The organism is Phenylobacterium sp. NIBR 498073 (assembly GCF_027286305.1).
Taxonomy (GTDB): Bacteria; Pseudomonadota; Alphaproteobacteria; order Caulobacterales; family Caulobacteraceae; genus Phenylobacterium.
In genome coordinates, this window is the sequence record NZ_CP114599.1 from 1678088 (window position 1) to 1700993 (window position 22906).

Here is a 22906-nt window from a genome sequence, read left to right on the forward strand (position 1 = left end):
GGTCGGGTTCACTTCGAGTAGCGGCGGATGGCCGCGATGACTTCATCGGCGGCCTGGGCGCGGGCGGCGTCGTCGATGCCGGGCGCGGCGACGTGCTCGCGCAGGTGGGCTTCGACCACCTCGTCGAGGAGGCCGTTGATGGCGCCGCGGGTGGCGGCGACGAGGTGCAGGGTGTCGGCGCAGGCGGCGTGGCCGGCGATGGAGCGTTCGATCGCCTCGACCTGGCCGGCGATGCGGCGGACGCGCTTGAGCAACGCCTCGTTGTGGGAAGAGAGGTGAGCCATAGGATACCCCCCTATGGTATGTGGGCCGTGTTGGCAAGCAGGGCTTTTGTAAGCGTCCCTTAACCTTGCCACCCGACGTTGCGGATGGGCTGGCTCGCGCCAGCCGTTTTCGTTGCGGAATAGTGGGTGGGTGCGAGTGCAGAGTCGTGAAGCGGCCGAAGTTCGGTCGGAAGTTGTGTTCGTCGATACCCGTGTCGAGGATTACGAGACCATCGTCGCCGGCGTCGCCCCGGGCGTCGAGGTGGTGCTGATCGAGGCCAACGGCGACGGCTTTGCGCAGATGGCGCAGGCGCTGGCCGGTCGGACCGACCTGGCGACGATCCACATCGTCGGCCACGGCCAGGCCGGCGTCCTGATGCTGGGCTCGGCCACGCTGCGCGCTGGCGACATCGACGCCTATGCCGGCGAACTCGGAGCCATCGGCGGCGCGCTGGCGCCGGACGGGGATATCCAGCTGTGGGGATGCGAAGTCGGCGCAGGCCCCGAGGGCGCGGCCTTCGTTCAGGCCCTGGCCGCCGCCACCGGCGCCGACATCGCCGCCTCGGACGATCTGACCGGCGCGGGCGGCGACTGGACGCTGGAGACACAGATCGGAACGATCGAGACCTCGGTCGCGATTACTCCGGCGGGACAACATGCCTTCGCCGGCACGCTGGCTATCGGCAGCGAGAACTTCGACGGGCTGGGACTGATCGATGCCGTCAGAGCCACGACGCTGACCGCAGGCAACTGGCAGTTCACCAGCGGCAGCGCCGCAGATCACGTCGTAGCGTCCGCAGACGATTTCGTTGTTAGGCTCAACAACGACGAGGGTAGCACCATCGACCGTGCGGTAGTCCTCAACTACAGCGGCGATCTCATCACGAACTACACGATGAAGTCGGACGACGGGACGAACTTCGCATTGCATTCGTTCATGGTAGGACAGAGCCCAGGCTGGGCCAATACTCTGACAGTTGCAGCCTATTCCAATGGCGTTCAGGTCGTCGCGCCGGAAGCGGTCAACCTGGCTGCGTCCGACTCCACTGGGGGCATCAACTACGCGCTTGGGCTGAACGATATATACGGGGCCTACGGCACGCTCACCTTCAGCAGCGCCTATGCGAACATCGACGAAATCCGCTTCGTGTTCGACGGCGCTTCGGATCTGCATATCGACAACATCGCCGTCGCTCCGGTGGATGTCACAGCTCCCGCCTTCGTTTCCGCGGCGGTCAACGGCGCCACGCTGGTGATGACCTATAACGAGGCGAACACCCTCGACGCCGTCAATGGGCCCGCCGCCGGCAGTTTCGCGGTTATGGCTGATGGCGCTCCAGTCAACGTCAACTCCGTCGCGGTGAACGCCGCGGCCAAGACGGTGACGCTGACGTTGCAGAGCGCAGTGACCGCAGGTCAGGCGGTGACGGTGGCCTATACCGATCCGAGCGGCGGCGACGACGCCAACGCCATTCAGGACGCCGTCGGCAATGACGCCGCCTCGCTTACCTCCACGAGCGTGACCAACAACACTGTGGACCCGGCGCCCTCGATCAGCGGCAACATCGCAGTGCCGGCCAATGGCAGCTATGGCGCCGGCCAGACGCTGAGTTTCACCGTCACTTTCGACGAGAACGTCACGGTGGTCGGGACCGACAGCACGCTTGGCCTGACCGTCGGCAGTGCGGCGCGTAGCGCGGCCTACGCCTCCAAGACCGCCAATTCGATCACCTACGCCTACACGGTGCAGGCGGGCGACACCGACGCCAACGGCGTCGCGGTCGGCGGAATCTCGCTTGGCGCGACCACCATCCGCGACGGCGCCGGCAACAACGCCAACCTGACCCTGAGCGGCCACTTGCCGTCGACCGCGGGCGTCCTGGTCGACACGACCGCCCCGGAAGTCGCCAGCGTCGGCGTGCCGGCGAACGCCACCTACGTCGCCGGCCAGGCGCTGAACTTCACCGTCAACTTCGATGAGAACATCACCGTCGTCGGGACCGACAGCACGCTCGCCCTGACGATCGGCGCCACGGCGCGCACCGCCGCCTATGCGTCGAAGACGGCCAACTCGATCACCTACACCTACACGGTCCAGGCCGGGGAGACGGACGCCGACGGCGTCACCGTGGGCGCGCTCTCGGAGGGCTCCTCCACCATTCGCGACGCGGCCGGCAACGACGCCGTCCTGACCCTGAACAGCGTGGGCGCCACCGGCGGCGTGTTCGTCGACGCCACCGTGCCGACGGTGAGCGGAAACATCTCCGTTCCGACCGGCGGCATGTACATTGCCGGTCAGACGCTGACCTTCACCGTCGCCTTCGATGAGATCGTGACCTTGAGCGGCTCTCCCAGCACGCTCGGCCTGACCATCGGCGGGGCGACGCGCAGCGCGGACGTCTCGGGCACGACGGGCAATTCGATCACCTACAGCTACACGGTGCAGGCGAGCGACAACGACGCCGACGGCATCGCGGTCACGGGCATTTCGCTGAACGGCGGGACGATCCGCGACGGCGCCGGCAACAATGCGAACCTGAGCCTCAGCGGTCACGTGCCGTCGCTGGCAGGCGTCCTGGTCGACGGCGGCGCGCCCGCGGTCAGCGGCGCCATCGCCGTGCCGGCCAACGGCAGCTATGGCGGCGGCCAGACGCTGAGCTTCACGGTCACCTTCGACGAGAACGTGACCGTCACCGGGACCGACAGCGTCCTGGGCCTGACCATCGGCAGCACCGCGCGCGAGGCGGCCTTCGTTTCCAGCACCGCCAACTCGGTCACCTACGCCTACACGGTGCAGTTGGGCGACACCGACGCCAACGGCATTGCCGTCGGCGCTCTCAATCTGAAAACGAGCACGGTCAAGGACCTCGCCGGCAACGACGCCAACCTGGCCCTCGGCGGTCACATCCCGTCGACCGCGGGGGTCCTGGTCGATACGACCGCTCCGGGCGTCGCCAGCGTGAGCGTGCCGGCGAACGCCACCTACGTCGCCGGCCAGATCCTCGATTTCACCGTCACCTTCGATGAGACCGTGACCGTGACCGGCAGCGACAGCACGCTCGCCCTGACGGTCGGCTCGGCCTCCCGCAGCGCCACCTTCCTGTCGAGCAGCGGCGGCACAGCCACCTACCGCTACACGGTTCAGGCCGGGGAGACCGACGTCGACGGCATCACCGTGGGCGGCCTGTCGCTCGGGAGCTCGACCATCCGCGACGCGGCCGGCAACGACGCCGCCCTGACCCTGAACGGCGTCGGCTCGACTTCCGGCGTGCTGGTCGACGCCGTGGCGCCGAGCGTCACCGGCAATATCTCCGTTCCGGCCAACGACACCTACGTCGTGGGCGAGACGCTGAGCTTTACCGTCGCCTTCGACGAGAACGTCACCGTCACTGGGACAGACAGCACGCTCGGCCTGACTATCGGGGCCACGTCGCGCTCCGCGGCGTATGCGTCCAAGACCGCCAACTCGATCACCTACAGCTACACGGTGCAGGCGGGCGACAACGACGCCGACGGCGTCGCGATCGGGGCGATCTCACTGGGAACGAGCGCAATCCGCGACAGCTCCGGCAACAACGCCAACCTGTCGCTGACCGGCCACCTTCCATCGACCACCGGCTTGCTGGTCGACGCCGTCGCGCCTGTGTTCGCGAGCGCCAACGTCAACGGCGCCAGACTGGTGATGACCTATTCGGACACTCTGCAGCTGGACGCCGCACATCCGCCGGGGGTGGGGAGCTTCTCGGTCATGGCGGGCGGCTCGGCGGTGGCCGTAACGGCGGTGGCGGTCGACGGCGCCGCGCGCACCGTCACCCTGACGCTGGCCTCGCCCGTCGCCGCCGGGGCGGCGGTCACCGTCGCCTATACCGATCCGACCGGCGGTGACGATGTCAACGCCATCCAGGACCTAGGGGGCGTCGACGCGGTCAGCCTCGCCGCCACCAGCGTCACCAACACGACGGCGCCCCCGACGCCCCAGCCTCCGACGAACCCGCCGGTGACGACGATCGTCGACGGCGTGTCCGTGCAGACCGTGTCGGGCACGTCGCCGAGCGGTTCGGCGGTCCACACCGTGACCATCCCGGTCGTGTCGTCCACCCGCGTCGAGCAGGTGGGGAACAATCAGCTCGCCGACATCCCGCTGGTGAGCGACGGCGCAGGCTCCGCCCTGCTGGCGTTGCAGGTCCCGGTCGGGTTCGGCCTGACCGCGAGCGGCCAGTCGGCGCCCAGGCCAGCCGGCGCGTCCCTGGCCGACCTGATCCGCGAAATCAGGGAGCACACCGGCAGTTCGCAGGATCAGGGACAACTGGGCGGCGCCGGGACAGACTTCGTGAACAATCTTCCGGAGGGGACGCCTCTGCTGGTGCAGGCGATCCAGCTCCAGGCCGGCGGAGGCGCGACCGGGACGCCGCTGGTGATCCAGGGCGCCCCGCAGAGCGCCGTTCAGACGGCGCTGGTGATCGATGCGCGCACCCAGCCGGGCGCAGCGATCGAACTGCAGAACGTGGAGTTCGCGGCGATCATCGGCGCGGCCACCGTGACCGGCGGGGCGGGTTCCCAGCATGTCTGGGGCGACAGTGCGAGCCAGTCGATCTTCCTGGGCGCGGACGACGACGTCCTCAACGGCGGCGGCGGAAACGACACGGTCGGGTCCGCGGGCGGCGACGATCAGGTGCGCGGCGACGACGGCGACGACGTGGTCTTCGGCGGCGAGGGCGCCGATACCGTGCACGGCAACGCCGGCGCCGACACCGCCCGGGGAGATGCGGGCGACGACCGTGTCTATGGTGGCAAAGGAGACGACCAGGTGTTCGGCGGCGCCGACAATGACCTGCTGTTCGGCGACCTGGGCCAAGACACCTTGCAGGGCAACACCGGCCACGACACGCTCGACGGCGGCGGCGACAACGACCTTCTGTTCGGCGGTCAGAACAACGACCTGCTGCTCGGCGGCGAAGGCGATGATCGTCTCAGCGGCGATGTCGGCCAGGACACCCTGCAGGGCAACGCGGGCCGCGACACCCTGGAAGGCGGTGCTGGAGCCGACGTCCTCTATGGCGGTCAGGACAATGACGTTCTGTCCGGCGGCGAGGGCGCCGACACGCTGTTCGGCGACCGCGGCGACGACACGCTGACGGGCGGCGCCGGCGCCGACCTCTACGTGACCGGCAGCAGCCGGGGCGAGGACCGGGTCCTCGACTTCAACTTCGCCGAGGGCGATCGTGTCGGTCTGCTGGCCGGGACCGCCTATGGCGCGGCGCAGGTCGGCGCCGACACGGTGATCACGCTGAGCGGCGGCGGGCACATGACCCTGGTCAATGTCCAACTGTCCGGTTTGGGCGAGGGCTGGATCACGACGGTTTGAGGCTAGGATCGCCGACACAGAGGGCAGGGCATGGGAGGCACCTTGCGGCTATGCCTCGATCGGACGTGACGGCGCGGTCCTTGGGCTGAACGCAGCGTCCCACCTGCCCACGGGCCATCCGGTTCGCCCCGAGCCGGGCGACAGGGTGGGCCTCGGCGTCGAGCTGGTCGTCGTGGTCGGCGACGTCGCCGCCAGGACAGCCGGGGATCAGCGCGCTGGTCGACCAGCCTTGGGGGGCTGACCGACTTCCGCGTCGTCGATCCCGATGGGTACTATGTGCGGATCACGGGGCGGGCGCCTGCCTCGGCGGGCTAGACGACGGCGTAGGTCCGATCCTGGGCGTGCTGATCCGTGCTTGCAGTCATCAGGCGCTCCCACGGGTTCTCATCGGCCAGGCGCGCCGCGCGCATCCGCGCGTTGATGGACGTCAGGGTGTCGAGCGCCAGGGATGCCGCCTGATCGACGACAGGCGCCGGCTCGGCCCTGTTCGGGGTCACGGCGAGGTCGGGCGCCTCTCGGGCCGGCTCGACAGCGGCGGGGGCAGCGCGACCAGGGAGCGGAAGACTGGCGCCGCGGAGCGACAGGTATTGGGCATAGGTCTCAAGCGACCAGTCGCCGACGCCGGCCACCCCGTTGAGCGATGTCGCGCTCGTGCCCTGAGCGATGGCGTTGAAGGTCGCGCCGGCAAACGAAGCGGCGCTGGTGTCGATGCTCTGGAACCAGGCGAACTCGAACTTGGCCCCATCGAACTTGGTCCCATTCATCGAAGGGCGGGCGCCCTCCACATCCCAATGGTCGGGGTTGGTCCAGTTCGTCGGGTCGCCGTTGAAGTGCGCGCCGGTGAAGTCGAAGCCGCTGAAGTCGAGGCCGTCGAGATTGACGTTGTTGAAGCTGGCCGCCTTCGCCTCGCGCGCCACGCCGGTCAGATCCGCAACGCTCAGATTGGTGGACGAGAGGCTGGCGCCGTTGAGCGAACTGCCGGCGAACCGCGTCCCGGCCAGCGTCGTCGAGGTGACGCCCAGGTGCTTCAAAGTCGAGTTGGTGAGCGCCGCGCCGCTCAGATCGCTTTCGGCGAAGCTGAGCTTTCGGCCGGACACGCCATCGAAGTCGGCGCCCTGAAGGTTCGAGCTGCGGAAGCCGGAGACGTCGGCGTGCAGGTTGGAGAAGTCGGCCCCGATCGCCGAGGTCTGCTTAAAGGCGACGCCCTGGAGATGGGCGGCTCGGAAGCTCGCCCCGTCCAGCTTGACGTTGCTGGCGGTCAAATACCGGTCGACGTCCCAGACGGCGATGTACTGCTTGCTCTCCTTGCCGATGAAAGCGCGGTCGAAGCTGGCCTGCGAGAAGTCCGCGCCGTCGATCGTCGTATTCACCAGCGTCGCGTCGGAGAGATCCGCGCCGATCGCCGAGACGCCGTGCAGTTTCGCGCCCCTTAGAAGGGCGCTGGAGAGCGTCGCGCCGTCCAGCCTGGCGCCGGTGAAATCGAGGCCTGAGAGGTCGAGGCCGGAAAGGTTCGCGCCGCTGAGGTCGGCGCCGCGCAGGTCCAGGCTCCGAAGGTCGGTCAGCCGCAGGTCCTGGCCGCGCAGGTCGGCGGCGCCGGCCGGCGCGCTGCTCTGCTCGGCGACGAGCGCGCTCATGGCGTCGCTGGTCAGCGACGCAGGCGCAGGCGGCGGGGCGAGGGCGGCGGTCGAAGGTGTCGGTTGTGCGGCCTCGGGCGTCGAGGGCGCGGCGCGGACCTCGAGAGGGACGTGAACCTGAGGCGCAACGGCGGCGCTGGAGATCGTCGTCATAGGGCTACCCACCGTTCTTGGGGCTCTCAGACCTCGCATTTTGCAAGGTCGCCTTACGCTAGGTTGTATCGCATCCCTTAATGGGGGCTGAAGATCTCAATCATTGCGCGCATTGGTGCCCCTGCAACCCAAGTGGGGTTTGTGTGCGCCCTATACTGGGCGCGACGTCAGGACCTTGGACCACCAAGAGGACCGGTCGAGCGGCTGGAAGACGCTGGAATAGGCGGAGATCGCCGAGGTGTTGAAGTGAGCCGTCGAGATCCGCGCCCGGCGGAGGCCGAGATCCCGCAGGCGCCGGAAGCCTTCCGCCAACAAGGCCCGAGCTAGTCTGCGCCCGCGAAAGTCGGGATGCGTACCCATCGGCTCGAATATCCCGACACCACCTGCCGCGACGGTCCGGAGTTTCTCAAAAGATGCGCCAACTGCGGGGGCTTTTGGCGCGAAACCCTGCGCTTCGAACAGTGGCTCTCGCGACCTGACGCCGCCGCGCTGTTCGGGGACCCGTTCTGAGGCTCGGTTCGGCCCGCGGCCTAGCTCAGGGTCTCGCCGCGCTGGAAGGCGGCGACGCGGGGGGCGTGATAGGTGCTGACCACGTCATGGCGCGGAGTGGCCTGGACGTAGACGTCGATCTCGGCGAGCAGGGCTTCCCAGGCCCCGGCGAGCTCCGGCGTGAAGGCCGGGCCGAGCACCTCGCGGACCGCGTCGCGGACGACGGCGAAGAAGGTGGCGAACACCTCGCGCGGGACGTCGTAGCCCTCGTGGTTGATGATCTCGGTCTCGATCATATGGTCGCCGTAATGGCGCTCGCCGATGAAATCGAGGATGGCGGCGAAGGTGCGCGAGAGCATCTCGCCCTTGATGGCGTTGTTGGTGTCACGCCAGAAGTACGGCTCCATCTGCGGCTGGAGTTCGAACAATCGCTTGTAGACGACCGGGGTGGGGTCCTCGCAAAGCTCGGCCAGTTGTTCCAGGCTGGCCTCGATTTCCGCGGCGCGCACGAACGCGGGGGCTTTCGACATCGGCGTAATCTCCCATCGGCCTCCAGGACCTTGGGGAAAGCCTAGACCGGGCGCGGGCGGCTCGAAACGCGCGATCTTGGAATTCAAGACATAACCATGTGTTATGTAGCGCATGGCCGAACATGCGAAAACGAAGGGGGCGGGAGCGGCGCGGCGACAGATCGCCCAGAGCCTGCGCCAGACCAATCTCGATCTGCTGCCGGTCCTGCACGCGCTGCTGCGCACCCGCAGCGTCACGGCCAGCGCCCGCGAGCTGGGGATCAGCCAGCCGGCGGTCAGCAAGGCGTTGCGCCAGCTGCGCGAGACGTTCGCCGACGACCTGATCGTCTCGCGCGGGCGGGAGGCCAAGCTGACCGAGCGGGGGCAGGCGATCCTGGGGCCGCTGGGCGCGATCCTCTGGGACCTGGAGCTGCTGTACGAACCGCCGCGGCCGTTCGACCCGCGGAGCGAGCGGCTGCGCATCGTCATCCGGACCGCCGACTATGTGACCGTGCTGCTGGCCCCGCAGCTGGCCAAGCTGTGCGCGCGCGAGGCGCCGCAGGTGGAGTTGCTGTTCCTCGAGCAGACGCAAGGGGAGGCCGAGGACCGCGACCAGATCGACTTCTTCATCGTGCCGCGGCCGGTCGGGCGGACCTTCGGCAAGCGGATGGAGCGGATGGCGCTGTGGCGCGACGACATGGTCTGCATCGCCGCGCGCGGCGACACCCGCTGGGGCGGGGTGATCACCCCGGCCGAGTTCCGCGACGCGCGGCAGGTGGTCTACCAGGTCGGCGAGCGCAGCGCCCTGGCGCGGGCCGGGCTGATCCAGCCGACCTCGGTGCTGGAGGTCGCGCCGGTCTGCGAGGTCCCCAACTTCCTGGTCATGGGGGCGATCGTCGAGGAGGCCGAGTGCCTGGCGCTGGCGCCGCGCAAGCTGGCCCAGGAACTGGCCCGGTCACGCGACGTGCGGCTGATCGAGATCGACTATCCCGACCGGCGGCTGGACATCGACGCGTTCTGGACGGCGTCGGCGGGCGCGCGGCGCGGGCACGTCTGGTTCCAGGGCCTGCTGGCCCGGGCCGCCGCGCAATTGCCCGCCTAGGGGGATTTGACCCGCGGCCGCGGCCCTGGACAAGGTCGCGGCCGCGGGTCAGACGTGGCGCGCGGACACGGCGTTCGCCCGCCGCGGCGGCGCCCAATTCGGGGCCGCCTGGGATCGGTTCGCGCGAGGTGAGTTTGAAGACGCTGGCGGTGATCGCCCTGAAGGGGGGCTCGGGCAAGACCACGGTGGCCACGCACCTGGCGCTGGCCGCGCACCTGCGCGGGATGCAGGCGCTGCTGGTCGACACCGACCCGCAGCATTCGGCCCGCGACATCCTGGAGACTCGCGAAGGCGGCGGGCCGCAGGTGGCGGCCGCGAGCGCGCGCAACGTGCTGGCCGCGCAGTTCGGGGCGCTATCGCAGGGCAAGGACCTGCTGATCATCGACACTGCGGCCGGCGCGGTGGAGTCGGTCGGCGAGGCGATCGTGCTGGCCGATTTCGCGCTGATGGTGGTGCGCCCGACCCTGATCGACCTGTCGGGCCTGGCGCGGACGTTGAGCCTGGTGCGCAAGATCGGCAAGCCGTCGGCGGTCGTGATGAACCAGGCCCCGGTGGCGCGCGGCAATGTCGAGGCGCCGCTGGTCAAGCGGGCGATGAAGGGCCTGGACTACATGCAGGCGCAGGTCGCCCCGGCGATCCTGCGGTCGCGCTCTATCTACCAGACCGCGCTGGAGCGCGGCCGCTCGGCCGAGGAGTCCCCCGACCGCGCCGCGGCCGGCGAGATCGCTGCGCTCTGGGACTATGTGGACGGGCGCCTGCGCACGCTGGCGCCGCCGCAGGCCGACCTCAGCGCCTGACCGCGCGCAGCAGGAAACGGGAGTAGGTGAAGCGCAGCGGGCCGTCGGCCTGGATCTGCCGGTGCAGCCTGGCCAGGGTTTCGGCGTGGGCCGCGACGTCGAAGCCGTCGATCACCCAGGGGATGGCGGTCAGGAAGTAGGCGAGCGCCCCGACGTCGGCGAAGGACACCGGTCCGCGCCAGGCTTGCGCCAGTTCTAGGTCGCAGCCGAGGGCGGCGAAGGCGTCTGCGGTTCGCTCAAGCGTGTTGTCCGGATAGGCCAGGCGCGCGCCGAACGCGGCGGTCAGGTCGTCCAGATTGTCGCCCCCGACCTGCTGGGTCAGGAAGACGCCGCCGGGCTTCAGGACGCGGTGCATCTCGGCGGCGCGAAAGCCGCCGTGGCGATTGAGGATCAGGTCGAAGGCGGCGTCCTCGAACGGCATGCCTGAGGCGGTGTTGGCCTGAAAGACCTGGACGCCCAGCGGCGCCAGGCGGGCGCGGGCGACCGGCAGGTTGGGCGCGTAGCCCTCGACCGCCGTGGCGCGGCCGGGGAACGGCGCGAAGGAGGCGAGCACTTCGCCGCCGCCGGTGGCGATGTCGAGGACGTCTTCAGCCTGCGCGACCGCGGCGCGGGCGAGATCAGGATAGGACCAGGGCGGCTGCGCCTCGATCATACGGCCGTCGAGATAGGAGAAATCCCAGCCCGCAAACGGCGCGGCGGCGTCGCGTTTCCAGGCTTCGAGCAGGGCGTCCGAGGTCATGGCGGGCAGATTGCGGGCGAAGGACGCTTCGAGCAACGGCGGCGGTCGGGCTTTGTTTTTCTAAGCTTCAGCATGTATGCCGGTCGCGCCCGGGGAGGGGCGCGTGCACGATGTCGCGGATGCTGCGGGCATTCCTGGAGAACGAGAGCGGCATCCGCCGCTTTCTGTCACGGCGGGTGCGCCGGCCGCAGGACGTGGACGACCTGACCCAGGAAACCTTCCTGCGGGCCTATGCGGCCGAGGGCGAACAGGACGTCGCCGCGCCGCGCGCCTATCTTTACCGGGTGGCGAAGAACCTGGCGCTCAACGAGAAGGTACGGCACGCCAACACCCGCACGTCGTCGCTCGAGGACGAGGCGCAGCCGCCGCAGGACGTGCAGGCGCCGTCGGGCGAGGCTCATGTCTATGGCCGTCAGAAGCTGGCCCTGTTCGCCGAGGCGGTCGACACCTTGCCGCCGCAATGCCGCGAGGTGTTCCTGCTGCGCAAGGTGCACGGCCTGTCGCAGAAGGAGGTGGCGCGCCGGCTCGGGGTCTCGGAGGGGACGGTCGAGAAGCACGTCGCCGCAGGCCTGGTGAAGTGCGCGCAGTATCTGCGCCAGCGGGGTTATGATGCGGGGCGGGTCAAAGCCCCGGAAGCGGCCCGGGCCCGGGCGGGGAGCGGCCGCGATGTCTGACAAGGTCGTCCGTCTGGTTCATTCCAATAGCGTGCAAGAGGAGGCCGCGGCCTGGATCGCGCGTATCGACCGCGAGGGCGCGCGTCCGGAACTTGTGGCCGAATTCGAGGCCTGGCAGGCGCAGAGCCCGCGCCACGCGCAGGCGGCCCAGGAACTGGCGGCGTTGTGGATCGACCTCGACGACTTGGCCAAGACGGCCCCCGCGCGCCCGGCGAACGCCAGCGGACGGCGTCGGGTGCTGGCGGCGGGCGCGGCGATGGCCGCGAGCGTGGCGCTGGCGGCCGGGCTCTGGATGGCGCAGCGGCCTGCCGCCTCGCCGACCCTGTATGACGCGCCGGTCGGGACCCATCGGGTGATCGCCCTGGACGACGGCTCGAAGATCGACCTCAACACCGGCGGTCAGGTGGAGGTCCGCTATACCGGCACGACCCGCGACATCCGGTTGCTGAAGGGCGAGGCCTATTTCGAGGTGGCGCCCGACGCGGCGCGGCCGTTCTCGGTCTATGCGCAAAGCGGCGTGGTCCGGGCGCTCGGCACCGCGTTCGCCGTCCGGCTCGACGGCGACGAGGTCGAGGTCACCTTGACCAAGGGCGTGATCGAACTGGCCAAACTGGACGTTCCGGCCAGCCTGGAGCAGGCCAGCGCCGCCCCGCGCCGGCGTCTGGCCACCTTGTCGGCGGCCATGGGCGCAGAGAGCGCGACGATCGCCCCGGACGGCGGACTCAGCCGCGAGGCCGGAGCCGAGGAAGCCGACCGCAAGCTGGCTTGGCGGCGCGGCATGCTGGTGTTCGCCGGCGAAACCTTGCCCGAGGTGGTCGCCGACGTATCGCGCTATACGGACATGGACATCGAGATCGCCGATCCGGCGCTCAACGACCTGCGCGTCGCGGGCAACTTCAAGGCCGGCGAGGTCGAGGCGATGCTCGAGGCGCTGCAGACCGGGTTCGGGGTGCGGGTGGAGCGGGCCGGCGACAAGCGGGTGAGGCTGTCCGCAGGTTCGTGACGGTTTCGCCAGTCCCTAAGTTCGGCCCGCCGTGTCCGGCCCGAAAAAAAGTTTCGTCAGCCGCTGGGGGATTTCCGGCGCTCGCCTGTCCTTCCCCGCATGGCCGGTGGCCAGGCGCTGCTGTGAGCCGAACACCAGGCCAGGAGATGGGGGCCGCGCGGCGCCCGGCCCGGGGCGTTTTGCTGGCGGGTCTGGCGCTGGCTGCGGTGTTGTCGGGGCCTGCCTCGGCGCAGGGCCGGGATCCGGCGGCGCGGTGCGACGTGAAGATCGCCGAGCCGACGCTGGGCCAGGCGCTTGCGGCGCTGTCGCGCCAGTGCGGCGCGCCGCTGCTCTACCCCTATGACCTGGCGCTGACCCGGGGCGTGAGCCCCGTCAGTGGGCGGTACACAGTCGACGAAGCCCTGCGGGTCATGCTGCGGGGCCTGCCTCTCACCGGTGAACAAACGGCCAGCGGGACCATCACGGTCTCTCGGTCGGACAGCATCGGGGAGAAGAACATGTATCGAGCGGGATCCTGGATGGCCGGCGCGTCGGCCCTGGCCTTGGTGTTCGGAGGCGGACAGGCTCAGGCGGCCGAGGAAGCTCCGACGACGGTCGAGGAGCTGATCGTCACCGCGACCAAGCGGGCCGAGCCGCTGCAGAAGGTGCCGCTCAGCATCTCGGCGGTGAGCGGCGAGCAATTGTCGGACCGCGGGGTCGAGAGCTTCGCCGACCTGGCGCGGACCGTCCCGGGCGTGGTGCAGACCGGCAATGCGAGTTTCGCCAAGTTCGCGGTCCGCGGCATCCAGACCTCGAACACCACGTCCAGCCCCGGCGAGCAGAAGGCGGTGGCGGTCTACATGGACGACCTGCCGCTGACCTCGTTCTCGATCCTGACGCCGGAGATCCGGCCCTACGACATCAGCCGCGTCGAGGTGCTGCGCGGGCCGCAGGGCACGCTGTTCGGCTCCGGCACGCTGACCGGGGCGGTGCGCTTCATCACCAACAAGCCGGACGCCGGCGGCTTCGACGCCAGCCTGGACGTCGATCTGGGCGACACCCAGGGCGGCGGCGCGCGCGGCCGCTACAACGGCATGATCAACCTGCCGATCGTCGAGGACGAGCTGGCGGTGCGACTGGTCGGCTATTATCGCGACGAGGGCGGCTACATCTCCAATGACGTGCGCGGCGAGAAGAACGTCGACAGCACTCGCGGCTGGGGCGCGCGGGGCGGCCTGCGCTGGACGCCGAACGAGCTGTTCAGCGCCACCCTGACGGCGACCTACGACAAGAACGAGATCGGCGACGCCTCGGCCTTCGACCCGGCCGCGGGCTTCCGCAAGGCGACCTCGCGCATCCCGTTCGAGGCCGATATCGAGCTGACCAGCGTCAATGCGGTGCTGGCCTATGATCTCGGCTGGGCGGACCTGAGCTCGTCGACGACTTTCGCGCGGGCCGACACCGCCTGGCAGCTCGACGTCGACACGGTGCTGGCCCCGCTGGTGCAGTTCTATTTCGGCGAACAGATCGTCACGGACAGCTTTGTCGAGGACGTGCGCCTGGTGTCCAAGGGCGGCGAGCGCTTGGACTGGGTGGTCGGGGCGTTCTATCTCGACCAGAAGTCGGACTTCCTGGACGTGACCTTAGCCTCGCAATCGTATCTGAGCGCCATGGGGATCGGCGGCCTGCCGGCGACGCTGAACCGCTTCAGCCCCGGCGGCGACTACGCCCGCGACATCCGCAAGCGGAAGAACTACGAGGCGGCGCTGTACGGGGAGGGGACCTACAACTTCACCGACACCCTGTCGCTGACCGGCGGCCTGCGGATCACCAACTATGAGTACAGCGACCGCGCGCTGGACGGCTACAACGCCACCACCAACTTCCTGACCGCGGTGTTCACCGGCGGAAACCAGGCGATCGACCTGACCCCGACGCCGGCGGCGTACCTGTCCACCGGGCGCAAGACCAAGACCACCGGCAAGGTCAGCCTGAACTGGCGGCCTACCTCGGATGCGACCCTCTATGCGCTCGCCTCCCAGGGTTTCCGGCGCGGGCATCCGAACGGCGGCTCGTCGCTGAACGGCGGCAAGAGCGCGGTGGACCCCAGCGACCCGACGATCGTGCCGGCGGCGGCCGAAGCCGACTCGCTGTGGAACTATGAGCTGGGGGCCAAGACGTCCTGGCTGAACGGCCGGCTGATCGCCAACGTCGCGGCCTACTACATCCCCTGGGGCCCCATGCAGGTCAGCCTGGTGCGCCAGTCGGACAGCGCCCCGTTCGTGGGCAATATCGGCAAGGCGGTGTCCCAGGGCGTCGAGGTCGAGCTGCGCGCGCGGCCGACCCACGGGCTGGACCTGGGTCTGAACCTGACGCTGCAGGACGCCAAGGTGACGTCGGTGAACGCGACCGAAGCGCTGATTTCCGGCGCGGTCGACGGGGCGCGGCTGGCCTCGCCCAACTTCCAGGCCCAGGGCTTCGCCCGCTATACCTGGGAGCTGGCGGGCGGCGACGAGGCCTATGTGCAGGCGGCCGCTCAGCATGTCGGCTCGTACCCCAACTCGTTCCCGAACACGCCGGGCGTCGGGACGCCGAGCCCGAACTTCTTCAAGGTCCCGTCCTACGAAAACCTGGACCTGGCGGCAGGCTGGAGCCGCGGGAACCTGAAGCTCGTCGCCTATGGCGAGAACGTGCTGAACAACGACACCTATGTCGGGATCAACGCGTCCGGCTCGGCGACCAGCCGCTACTCGATCCTGCGGCCGCGCACGCTCGGCGTGCGGGTCGGCTGGAAATACTGATCGGCAAGGCCCGTTCCGACCGCAGAGCCGGGGCGGGCGCCTTTCCTGACAATCGAAGGACCACCCGATGGCTGAACCCCGCCTGCGCGCCAAGCGCGCCTGGAGCGCCGCCGTGGCAGGCGCGACCCTCGCCCTCGCGGCGTCTCCGACCCATGCGGCCGACGAGCTGCGCCAGACGCCGCTGGGCGCCTTGCGGGGGCAGAGCGACGGTGTGGTCGCGAGTTTCAAGGGCGTTCCCTATGCCGCCCCGCCGGTGGGGGATCTGCGTTGGAAGCCGCCTGCGCCGCAGGCTCCCTGGGCCGGGGTGCGCACGGCGAGCGCCTTTGCGCCGGCCTGCCTGCAGCCGTCCTCGCCGATCGCGTTCTACCGGGACGATCCGGCCGAACAGAGCGAGGACTGTCTCTATCTGAACGTCTGGGCGCCGGTCGGCGCCAGCAAGGCCCCGGTGATCGTCTGGATCCACGGCGGCTCGCTGATGATGGGCACCGCCAGCACGCCGCACCATGACGGCCGGGCCCTGGCCGCCAAGGGCGCGGTGGTGGTGACGATCAACTACCGGCTCGGGGTGTTCGGCTACCTGGCGCATCCGGAGCTGACAGCGGAGTCGCCCCAGCGCGCGTCCGGCAACTATGGCACGCTGGACCAGGTCGAGGCGCTGCGCTGGGTGCGGCGGAACATCGAGGCCTTCGGCGGCGATCCCGACAGCGTGACCGTGATGGGCGAGTCGGCCGGGGCCTTGAGCGCCGCGCAACTGATGGCCAGCCCGCTGGCGCGCGGGCTGTTCCATCGCGTCATCGCCCAGAGCGTCTATCTTCCCGCGATGCCGGAGCTGACGGCGGCGCGGTTCGGAATTCCGGCCGCCGAGGAGGCGGGGCTGGCGTTCGGCGACAAGGCCGGCGACAGACGGCTGGCGGCGCTGCGGGGGATGGACGCCCAGGCGCTGCTGGCGGCGGCGACGACCCAGTTCTACATGCCGCAGGGAACGATCGACGGCTGGGTGCACAAGGGCCAGCTGGTCGACGTCTTCGAGCGCGGCGAGCAGGCGCAGACGCCGCTGCTGGTCGGTTTCAACAGCGGCGAGGTGAGGGCCTTCGACGGGCCGTTCGGGCCGCCGGTCCCGTCGGACGCGGACGCCTATCGGGCCGCCGTGCAGGCCCGCTATTGCGGGCGGGCCGGGGACTACCTGAAGCTCTATCCGGCCGAGCGGCCTCGGGACGGGGCGTTCGACGCCGCGCGCGACGCCTTTTACGGCTGGGCCGCGATGCGGCTGGCGAGCGACCAGGCGGGCCGGGGCGGGGCCTATCTCTACTACTTCGACCACGTCTACCCGGCGGCGGACGAGCGGGGATTGGGCGCGTTCCACGCCAGCGAGGTTCCGTTCGTGTTCGGCGAGGTCGGGCCGGGCGCCACGGTTCCTGAGAACTGGCCCCTGCCGCCGACCAGCGCCAAGGACGTCGCCGTTTCAGAGGCGATGATGGACTACTGGGTCGGCTTTGCGCGCAGCGGGCGCCCGCAGGCGGACGGCCGGGCCGACTGGCCGGCGTTCAGCGTCAAGGCGCGGGGCCATATGCGCTTCGGCGACGATGGCGCGCGGGCGGGGGCGCACCTGCTGCCGGGGGCGTTCGAATTCCACGACAGCATCGTGCAGAGTCGCCGGCGTCGCGGCGATATGAGCTGGGAAATGTGGAACACCGGCCTGGCTGCGCCGGTCGCCAAGGACTGCGGCGGGACCTAACCCGCCGCCGGCGCGGCGGTGCTGGCGCGGACGACCAGGCGGTGGGGCAGGGTGACCTGCTGCAGGGTCGTGGCGCGGCCCTTGAGGATGTCGAGCAGCAGGCGCACGACCTCGTGGCCGATGGCGTCCATCGGCTGGCTGACGGTGGTCAGCTGCGGGGCCAGGTATTCGGCGAACCGGATATCGTCGAAGCCGACCAGCGAGACGTCGCGCGGGCAGGAGAGGCCGGCGCGGCGGATCGCCTCCAGCGCGCCCATGGCCATCTCGTCGCTGAAGCAGAAGATCGCGGTCGGGCGGTCCTGGCCGGCCAGCAGGGCGGTCGCCTGGTGAAGGCCGGATTCGATGGTGAAGTCGCCGGTGATCACCTGTAGCGAGGCGGCGCGGCTGTGGCGCTCGGCGGCGGCGCGCACGCCGGCCAGGCGGTCGGCGCTGAGCGGGCTGGCCAGCGGGCCGGTGATCACGCCGACGCGGACGTGGCCGAGACCGTAGAGGTGGTCCATCACCTCGGCGGCGGCGGCGGTGTTGTCGATGTGGGCGCTGGCCACGCCGAGGTCCGGCGCGAACTCGCAGCCGTTGACGATGGGCGTGCGCGGCCCCATCGCCGCGACCATGTCGGCCAGGGTGTCGGGCAGGCGGTGGCCTAGGAAGATCAGGCCGTCGGCCTCCTTGCGGCGGAGCATGGTGGCGTACTGCTCCTCGCGCTCCTCCTGGTGGCGGGTGTCGCCGAGCAACACCGAGTAGCCGGCGGCGTGGGCGGCCTCCTCGACCCCGCGGATGACCCGCGAGAAGAACGGGTTGGAGATGTCCGGCACGGTGACCAGGATCTTCTCGGTGCGCAGGGTGCGCAGGCTCTTGGCCGCGAAGTTCGGCTCGTAGCCGAGCCGGGCGACCGCCTCCATGACCTTCTGCCGGGTGCCTTCCAAAACGAGTTCGGGGGCGCTGAACACCCGGGAGACCGTCGCGGTGGAGACCCCCGCGTCGCGGGCGACATCTTGAATGGTAGGCATCGGCGCGACACTGGCGAGAAGCGCCTCCCATTTCAAGGCGTAGGTTCGCGCGGCGCCCGCCGCACAATGCAGTTGCCGGGCGATGGGGCGGCTGTTATCGATGATTTCGATTACATGGACGCGAGCGCGGGCCGATTCAGGGCCGTAAACGCCGCCGCGGGAGCCGGTCGGGGAGGGCCAGGAAGATGACGACGAACGTTCGGCTATTCCTGATGATGGTGCTGCAGCTCGCCATCTGGGGCGCCTGGGCGCCCAAGCTGTTCCCCTACATGACCATGCTGGGCTTCGAGGCCTGGCAGCAGTCGCTGGTCGGCAGCTCGTGGGGCGTGGCCGCCCTGGTCGGCATCTTCTTCTCGAACCAGTTCGCCGACCGCAACTTCTCGGCCGAGAAATTCCTGGCCGCCAGCCACCTGATCGGCGGCCTGGCGCTGGTGGGCGTGGCGTTCTCGACCAGCTTCTGGCCGTTCTTCGCCTGCTATCTGATCTACAGCCTGCTCTACGTGCCGACCCTGTCGGTGTCGAACTCGATCGCCTTCGCCAACCTGCGCGACCCGGCGGCCGACTTCGGCACGGTGCGGATGGGCGGCACGGTCGGCTGGGTGATGGTCAGCTGGCCGTTCGTGTTCCTGCTGGGCGCGCACGCCACGGCCGACCAGGTGCGCTGGATCTTCCTGGTCGCGGCGCTGATCTCGTTCGCCGCCGCCGCCTATTCGCTGACCCTGCCGCACACCCCGCCGCGCAAGGAGGCGGCCGGCATCGACAAGCTGGCCTGGCGCCGGGCGCTGACCCTGCTGGGCACGCCGTTCGTGCTGGTGCTGTTCATCGTCACCTTCATCGATTCCGTCATCCACAACGGCTACTTCGTGGTCTCGGACGCCTTCCTGACCGACCGGGTCGGCATCGCCGGCAACCTGTCGATGGTGGTGCTGAGCCTGGGCCAGGTGGCCGAGATCCTGACCATGTTCCTGCTGGGCCGGGTGCTGATCCGGCTGGGCTGGAAGGTGACGATGATCGTCGGCATCCTGGGCCATGCGGCGCGGTTCGCGGTGTTCGCCTTCTTCGCCGACAGCATTCCGGTGATCGTGGCGGTGCAGCTGCTGCACGGGATCTGCTACGCCTTCTTCTTCGCCACCGTATACATCTTCGTCGACGCGGTGTTCCCCAAGGACGTCCGCTCGAGCGCCCAGGGGCTGTTCAACCTGCTGATCCTCGGGGTCGGCAATGTGGTGGCGAGCTTCCTGTTCCCGGCGCTGATGGGCCGCCTGACGACCAGCGTCACCGGCGCCGACGGCGTGGCGCGCAACGTCGTCGATTATCCGGCCCTGTTCATGGTCCCGACCGGCCTGGCGCTGGCGGCGGTCGTGCTGCTGGCCCTGTTCTTCCGGCCGCCGACCCGCGGTCCCGTCGCCGCCGATGCGGCCGGCGACGAAACCCTGACCCCCAGCGTCGCCGCGCCGCACTGACGGCTGCGCGAGAAGGAGACCCGAGATGACACAAGGATTTCAGCGGCGCAGTGTGCTGGCGGGATTGGCAGGAATGGGAGCGGCCATGACGGGAATTGCGAACGCCAACGCGGCGGGCGGTAAGTTGTTCTTCCAGCGCCACGGCCTGCCGATCGGGCTGCAGCTCTATACGCTGGGCTCGGACGCGGCGAAGGACCTGGACGGCACGCTCGCCCAGGTCGCCAAGATCGGCTACCGCAACATCGAGCTGGCCGGCCTGCTGGGCAAGACCGCCGCGGAGATGAAGGCGGCGATGGACCGCGCCGGGCTCACCTGCACCAGCGCCCACATCCAGGGCCGGGCGATGGGCGCGCAGACCTTCAGCGGCGACCTTGCCAAGCTGGCCGACGACCTGAACGTGCTGGGCGTGAAGTCGGCGGTGATGCCGCTCTTCTACATCCCCGACCGCTTCGAGCTGAAGCCGAACCCGGGCGAGGACGGAGCGGCGTTCCTGAGCCGCATGGCCGGGCAGATGACGCTGGACGACTGGAAGTGGAACGCCGACTTCCTGAACCAGAAGGGCCAGGCGCTGAAGGATGCGGGCATCACCGTCGGCTATCACAACCACAACAACGAGTTCGCGCCGATCGGCGGCACGACGGGCATGGACGTCCTGCTGAAGGAGACCGACCCGTCGCTGGTGACCTTCGAGATGGACGCCGGCTGGGTGACCGCCGCGGGCCACGACCCGTTCGCGCTGCTCAAGGAGCACAAGGGCCGCTTCACCCTGATGCACGTGAAGGACATCAAGGCGACGACCACGTCGAACTTCGTGCTGAAGCAGGACCCGACCGAGGTCGGCGGCGGCATGATCGACTGGAAGAAGCTGCTGCCGGCGGCCTATGCGTCGGGCGTGCGCGGGTTCTTTGTCGAGCAGGAGCCGCCGTTCGCCCATCCGCGCATCGAGTCGACCAAGATCAGCCACGACTACCTGGCGAGCGTGGCCGCCTGATGACGCGTGGAGCTCCCCTGCGGCTGGCCATGGTCGGCGGCGGACCCGGCTCGTTCATCGGGCCGGTGCATCGGATGGCGGCGGAGTTGGACGGCGCCATCCAGCTGGTTGCGGGCGCATTCAGCCGCGACGGCCAGAAGAACGCCCAGGCCGCGCAGGCCTGGGGCGTGGCGGGCGACCGGGCCTATGGCGACTATCGCCAGATGCTGGCGGCCGAGGCCGCGCGCGAGGACGGGGCGCAGCTGGTGGCGGTGGTGACGCCCAACCACCTGCACTTCGAAGTCGCCGCCGCGGCGCTGGCGGCCGGCATGCACGTGATCAGCGACAAGCCGGCGACCCTGAACCTGGCCCAGGCGCAGGAGCTGGCCGGCGTGGTGGCGGGGGCGGGCAAGCTCTATGGCCTGACCTTCGTCTATACCGGCTATCCGATGGTCCGCGAGGCCCGCGAGATCATCGCCCGCGGCGAGCTGGGCGCGGTGCGCAAGGTCATCGTCGAGTATTCGCAGGGCTGGCTGTCGCGGCCGATCGAGCGCGACGGCGACAAGCAGGCCGGCTGGCGGGCCGATCCGGCTCAGGCCGGGGTCGGCGGCGCGATCGGCGACATCGGAGTGCACGCCTTCAATCTGGCCGAGTTCGTGAGCGGGGCGCGGGTCGAGCGCATCTGCGCGGACCTGGCCGCGGTGGTGCCGGGCCGCACGCTGGATGACGACTGCAACGTGCTGCTGCGGTTCGCAGGCGGCGCACGCGGCGTGCTGATCGCCTCGCAGATCTCGGCCGGGGCGCGCAACGGCCTGACCACCAAGGTCTATGGCGAGAAGGGCGGACTGACCTGGTCGCACGAGCGCCACACCGAGCTCATCGTCGACTGGCTGGACGGGCCGACCCAGATCCTGCATGCGGCCTCGGGCTATCTGGGCGCCGCGGCCCGGGCCGGCTCGCGCATTCCGACCGGACATCCCGAAGGCTTCATCGAGGCCTTCGCCAACCTCTATCGAGACTTCGCGGGTGCGATCGTCGCCGGGACGCCGAACCTGGTTCCCGACATCGGCGAGGGCGTGCGCAGCATGGCCTTCGTCGAGCGGGCGGTCGCCGCCAGCGCCGCGGGCGAGGGCTGGGTCGCGCTGCTGGGAGACGCCGCATGAAGACGCTTAAAGGCCCCGGGATCTTCCTGGCCCAGTTCATCGGCGCCGAGCCGCCGTTCGACAAGCTGGAGACCATGGCCCAGTGGGTCGCGTCGATGGGCTATGTCGGCGTGCAGATGCCGACCGGCGGGGCGGACTCGTTCTTCGACCTGGCGCGCGCCGCGCAGAGCCAGACCTATTGCGATGAGATCGCCGGGGTGCTGGCCGAGCATGGGCTGGTGATCACCGAGCTGTCGACCCACCTGCAGGGCCAGCTGGTCGCGGTGCATCCGGCCTATGACGAGCTGTTCGACGGCTTCGCGCCGCCGCAGTTGCGCGGCAAGCCGGCCGAGCGTCAGGCCTGGGCGGTCGAGCAGGTGAAGGCGGCCGCGGTGGCCAGCCGGCGGCTGGGGCTGAAGGCGCATGCGACGTTCTCGGGCGCACTGGCCTGGCCGTACTTCTATCCGTGGCCGCAGCGGCCGGCGGGCCTGGTCGAGGAAGCCTTCGCCGAGCTGGGCCGCCGCTGGCGGCCGATCCTCGACGCCTTCGAGAATGAGGGCGTCGACGTCTGCTACGAGATCCATCCGGGCGAGGACCTGCACGACGGGGCGACGTTCGAGCGGTTCCTGGATGAAGTCGGCGGCCACCCGCGCGCCAACATCCTCTACGATCCCAGCCACCTGCTGCTGCAGCAGCTGGACTACCTCGGCTACATCGACCGCTATCACGAGCGGATCCGCGCCTTCCACGTGAAGGACGCCGAGTTCCGGCCGGACGCGCGTTCGGGCGTCTATGGCGGCTACCAGGGCTGGGTCGAGCGGCCCGGGCGGTTCCGCTCGCTGGGCGACGGGCAGGTCGACTTCAAGGCGATCTTCTCGAAGCTGGCGCAGTACGACTATGACGGCTGGGCGGTGCTGGAGTGGGAGTGCGCGCTGAAGCATCCCGAGGACGGCGCCCGGGAAGGCGCACCCTTCATCCGCGATCACATCATCCGCGTCACCGAGCGGGCGTTCGACGACTTCGCTGGCAGCGCGCCGGACGCCGGACGCAATCGGCGGCTGCTGGGCCTATAGGAGTTCAA

The 22906-nt window shown here is 69.6% G+C and carries 16 protein-coding genes; 11 read left to right on the forward strand and 5 right to left on the reverse strand.

Annotated features, from left to right (window positions below):
* Positions 1-8 precede the first annotated feature (8 nt).
* Entirely contained in the window at positions 9-284 is a 276-nt protein-coding gene (locus O4N75_RS08460) for a metal/formaldehyde-sensitive transcriptional repressor (RefSeq protein WP_269628911.1), read from the reverse strand.
* Positions 285-459: 175 nt separating this feature from the next.
* Here O4N75_RS08460 and O4N75_RS08465 point away from each other — a divergent pair, with 175 nt between their 5' ends.
* The gene (locus O4N75_RS08465; protein ID WP_269628912.1) at positions 460-5628 is read left to right on the forward strand and encodes a DUF4347 domain-containing protein; all 5169 of its coding nucleotides are present in this window, start codon (positions 460-462) and stop codon (positions 5626-5628) included.
* 311 nt (positions 5629-5939) lie between these two features.
* Here the strand turns inward: O4N75_RS08465 and O4N75_RS08470 are convergent, their stop codons facing one another.
* Positions 5940-7415: a pentapeptide repeat-containing protein gene (locus O4N75_RS08470; protein ID WP_269628913.1), complete on the reverse strand. Its 1476-nt coding sequence runs from the start codon at positions 7413-7415 to the stop codon at positions 5940-5942.
* 530 nt (positions 7416-7945) lie between these two features.
* On the reverse strand, positions 7946-8434 hold the full coding sequence (locus tag O4N75_RS08475) for a globin (protein WP_269628914.1): 489 nt from the start codon (positions 8432-8434) through the stop codon (positions 7946-7948).
* Between the two features lie 112 nt (positions 8435-8546).
* Here O4N75_RS08475 and O4N75_RS08480 point away from each other — a divergent pair, with 112 nt between their 5' ends.
* Positions 8547-9515: a LysR family transcriptional regulator gene (locus O4N75_RS08480; RefSeq protein ID WP_269628915.1), complete on the forward strand. Its 969-nt coding sequence runs from the start codon at positions 8547-8549 to the stop codon at positions 9513-9515.
* Positions 9516-9643: 128 nt separating this feature from the next.
* Entirely contained in the window at positions 9644-10312 is a 669-nt protein-coding gene (locus O4N75_RS08485; RefSeq protein WP_269628916.1) for an AAA family ATPase, read from the forward strand.
* On the opposite strand, the gene O4N75_RS08490 is transcribed toward O4N75_RS08485, so the two are convergent.
* On the reverse strand, positions 10302-11087 hold the full coding sequence (locus O4N75_RS08490; protein ID WP_269628917.1) for a class I SAM-dependent methyltransferase: 786 nt from the start codon (positions 11085-11087) through the stop codon (positions 10302-10304). The two genes, O4N75_RS08485 and O4N75_RS08490, sit on opposite strands and share 11 nt — an antisense overlap.
* A gap of 83 nt (positions 11088-11170) precedes the next feature.
* Here O4N75_RS08490 and O4N75_RS08495 point away from each other — a divergent pair, with 83 nt between their 5' ends.
* The 4 genes from O4N75_RS08495 to O4N75_RS08510 all read left to right on the forward strand — a co-directional run bounded on the left by O4N75_RS08495 (position 11171) and on the right by O4N75_RS08510 (position 17243).
* On the forward strand, positions 11171-11725 hold the full coding sequence (locus O4N75_RS08495; RefSeq protein WP_269628918.1) for an RNA polymerase sigma factor: 555 nt from the start codon (positions 11171-11173) through the stop codon (positions 11723-11725).
* Positions 11718-12728: a FecR domain-containing protein gene (locus tag O4N75_RS08500; RefSeq protein WP_269628919.1), complete on the forward strand. Its 1011-nt coding sequence runs from the start codon at positions 11718-11720 to the stop codon at positions 12726-12728. Before O4N75_RS08495 ends, O4N75_RS08500 begins: the two co-directional genes overlap by 8 nt.
* Before the next feature lie 122 nt (positions 12729-12850).
* Positions 12851-15508: a TonB-dependent receptor gene (locus O4N75_RS08505; protein ID WP_269628920.1), complete on the forward strand. Its 2658-nt coding sequence runs from the start codon at positions 12851-12853 to the stop codon at positions 15506-15508.
* Between the two features lie 67 nt (positions 15509-15575).
* Positions 15576-17243, forward strand: a complete 1668-nt coding sequence (locus O4N75_RS08510) for a carboxylesterase family protein (protein ID WP_269628921.1) — start codon at positions 15576-15578, stop codon at positions 17241-17243.
* Here O4N75_RS08510 and O4N75_RS08515 read toward each other — a convergent pair.
* Positions 17240-18250, reverse strand: coding sequence for a LacI family DNA-binding transcriptional regulator (locus O4N75_RS08515; protein ID WP_269628922.1), 1011 nt, complete (start codon positions 18248-18250; stop codon positions 17240-17242). The genes O4N75_RS08510 and O4N75_RS08515 overlap by 4 nt on opposite strands.
* Before the next feature lie 185 nt (positions 18251-18435).
* Here O4N75_RS08515 and O4N75_RS08520 point away from each other — a divergent pair, with 185 nt between their 5' ends.
* The 4 genes from O4N75_RS08520 (at position 18436) to O4N75_RS08535 (ending at position 22898) form a co-directional block, all read left to right on the forward strand.
* Positions 18436-19713 (forward strand): MFS transporter, encoded by a 1278-nt coding sequence (locus tag O4N75_RS08520; protein WP_269628923.1) that lies wholly within the window; start codon positions 18436-18438, stop codon positions 19711-19713.
* 85 nt (positions 19714-19798) lie between these two features.
* Complete coding sequence (locus O4N75_RS08525) at positions 19799-20704, forward strand: sugar phosphate isomerase/epimerase (RefSeq protein WP_269628924.1); 906 nt, start codon at positions 19799-19801, stop codon at positions 20702-20704.
* Entirely contained in the window at positions 20704-21846 is a 1143-nt protein-coding gene (locus tag O4N75_RS08530; protein WP_269628925.1) for a Gfo/Idh/MocA family oxidoreductase, read from the forward strand. The genes O4N75_RS08525 and O4N75_RS08530 overlap by 1 nt, the downstream gene beginning before the upstream one ends.
* Positions 21843-22898, forward strand: a complete 1056-nt coding sequence (locus O4N75_RS08535) for a sugar phosphate isomerase/epimerase (RefSeq protein WP_269628926.1) — start codon at positions 21843-21845, stop codon at positions 22896-22898. The genes O4N75_RS08530 and O4N75_RS08535 overlap by 4 nt, the downstream gene beginning before the upstream one ends.
* The last annotated feature ends 8 nt before the right edge of the window (positions 22899-22906 follow it).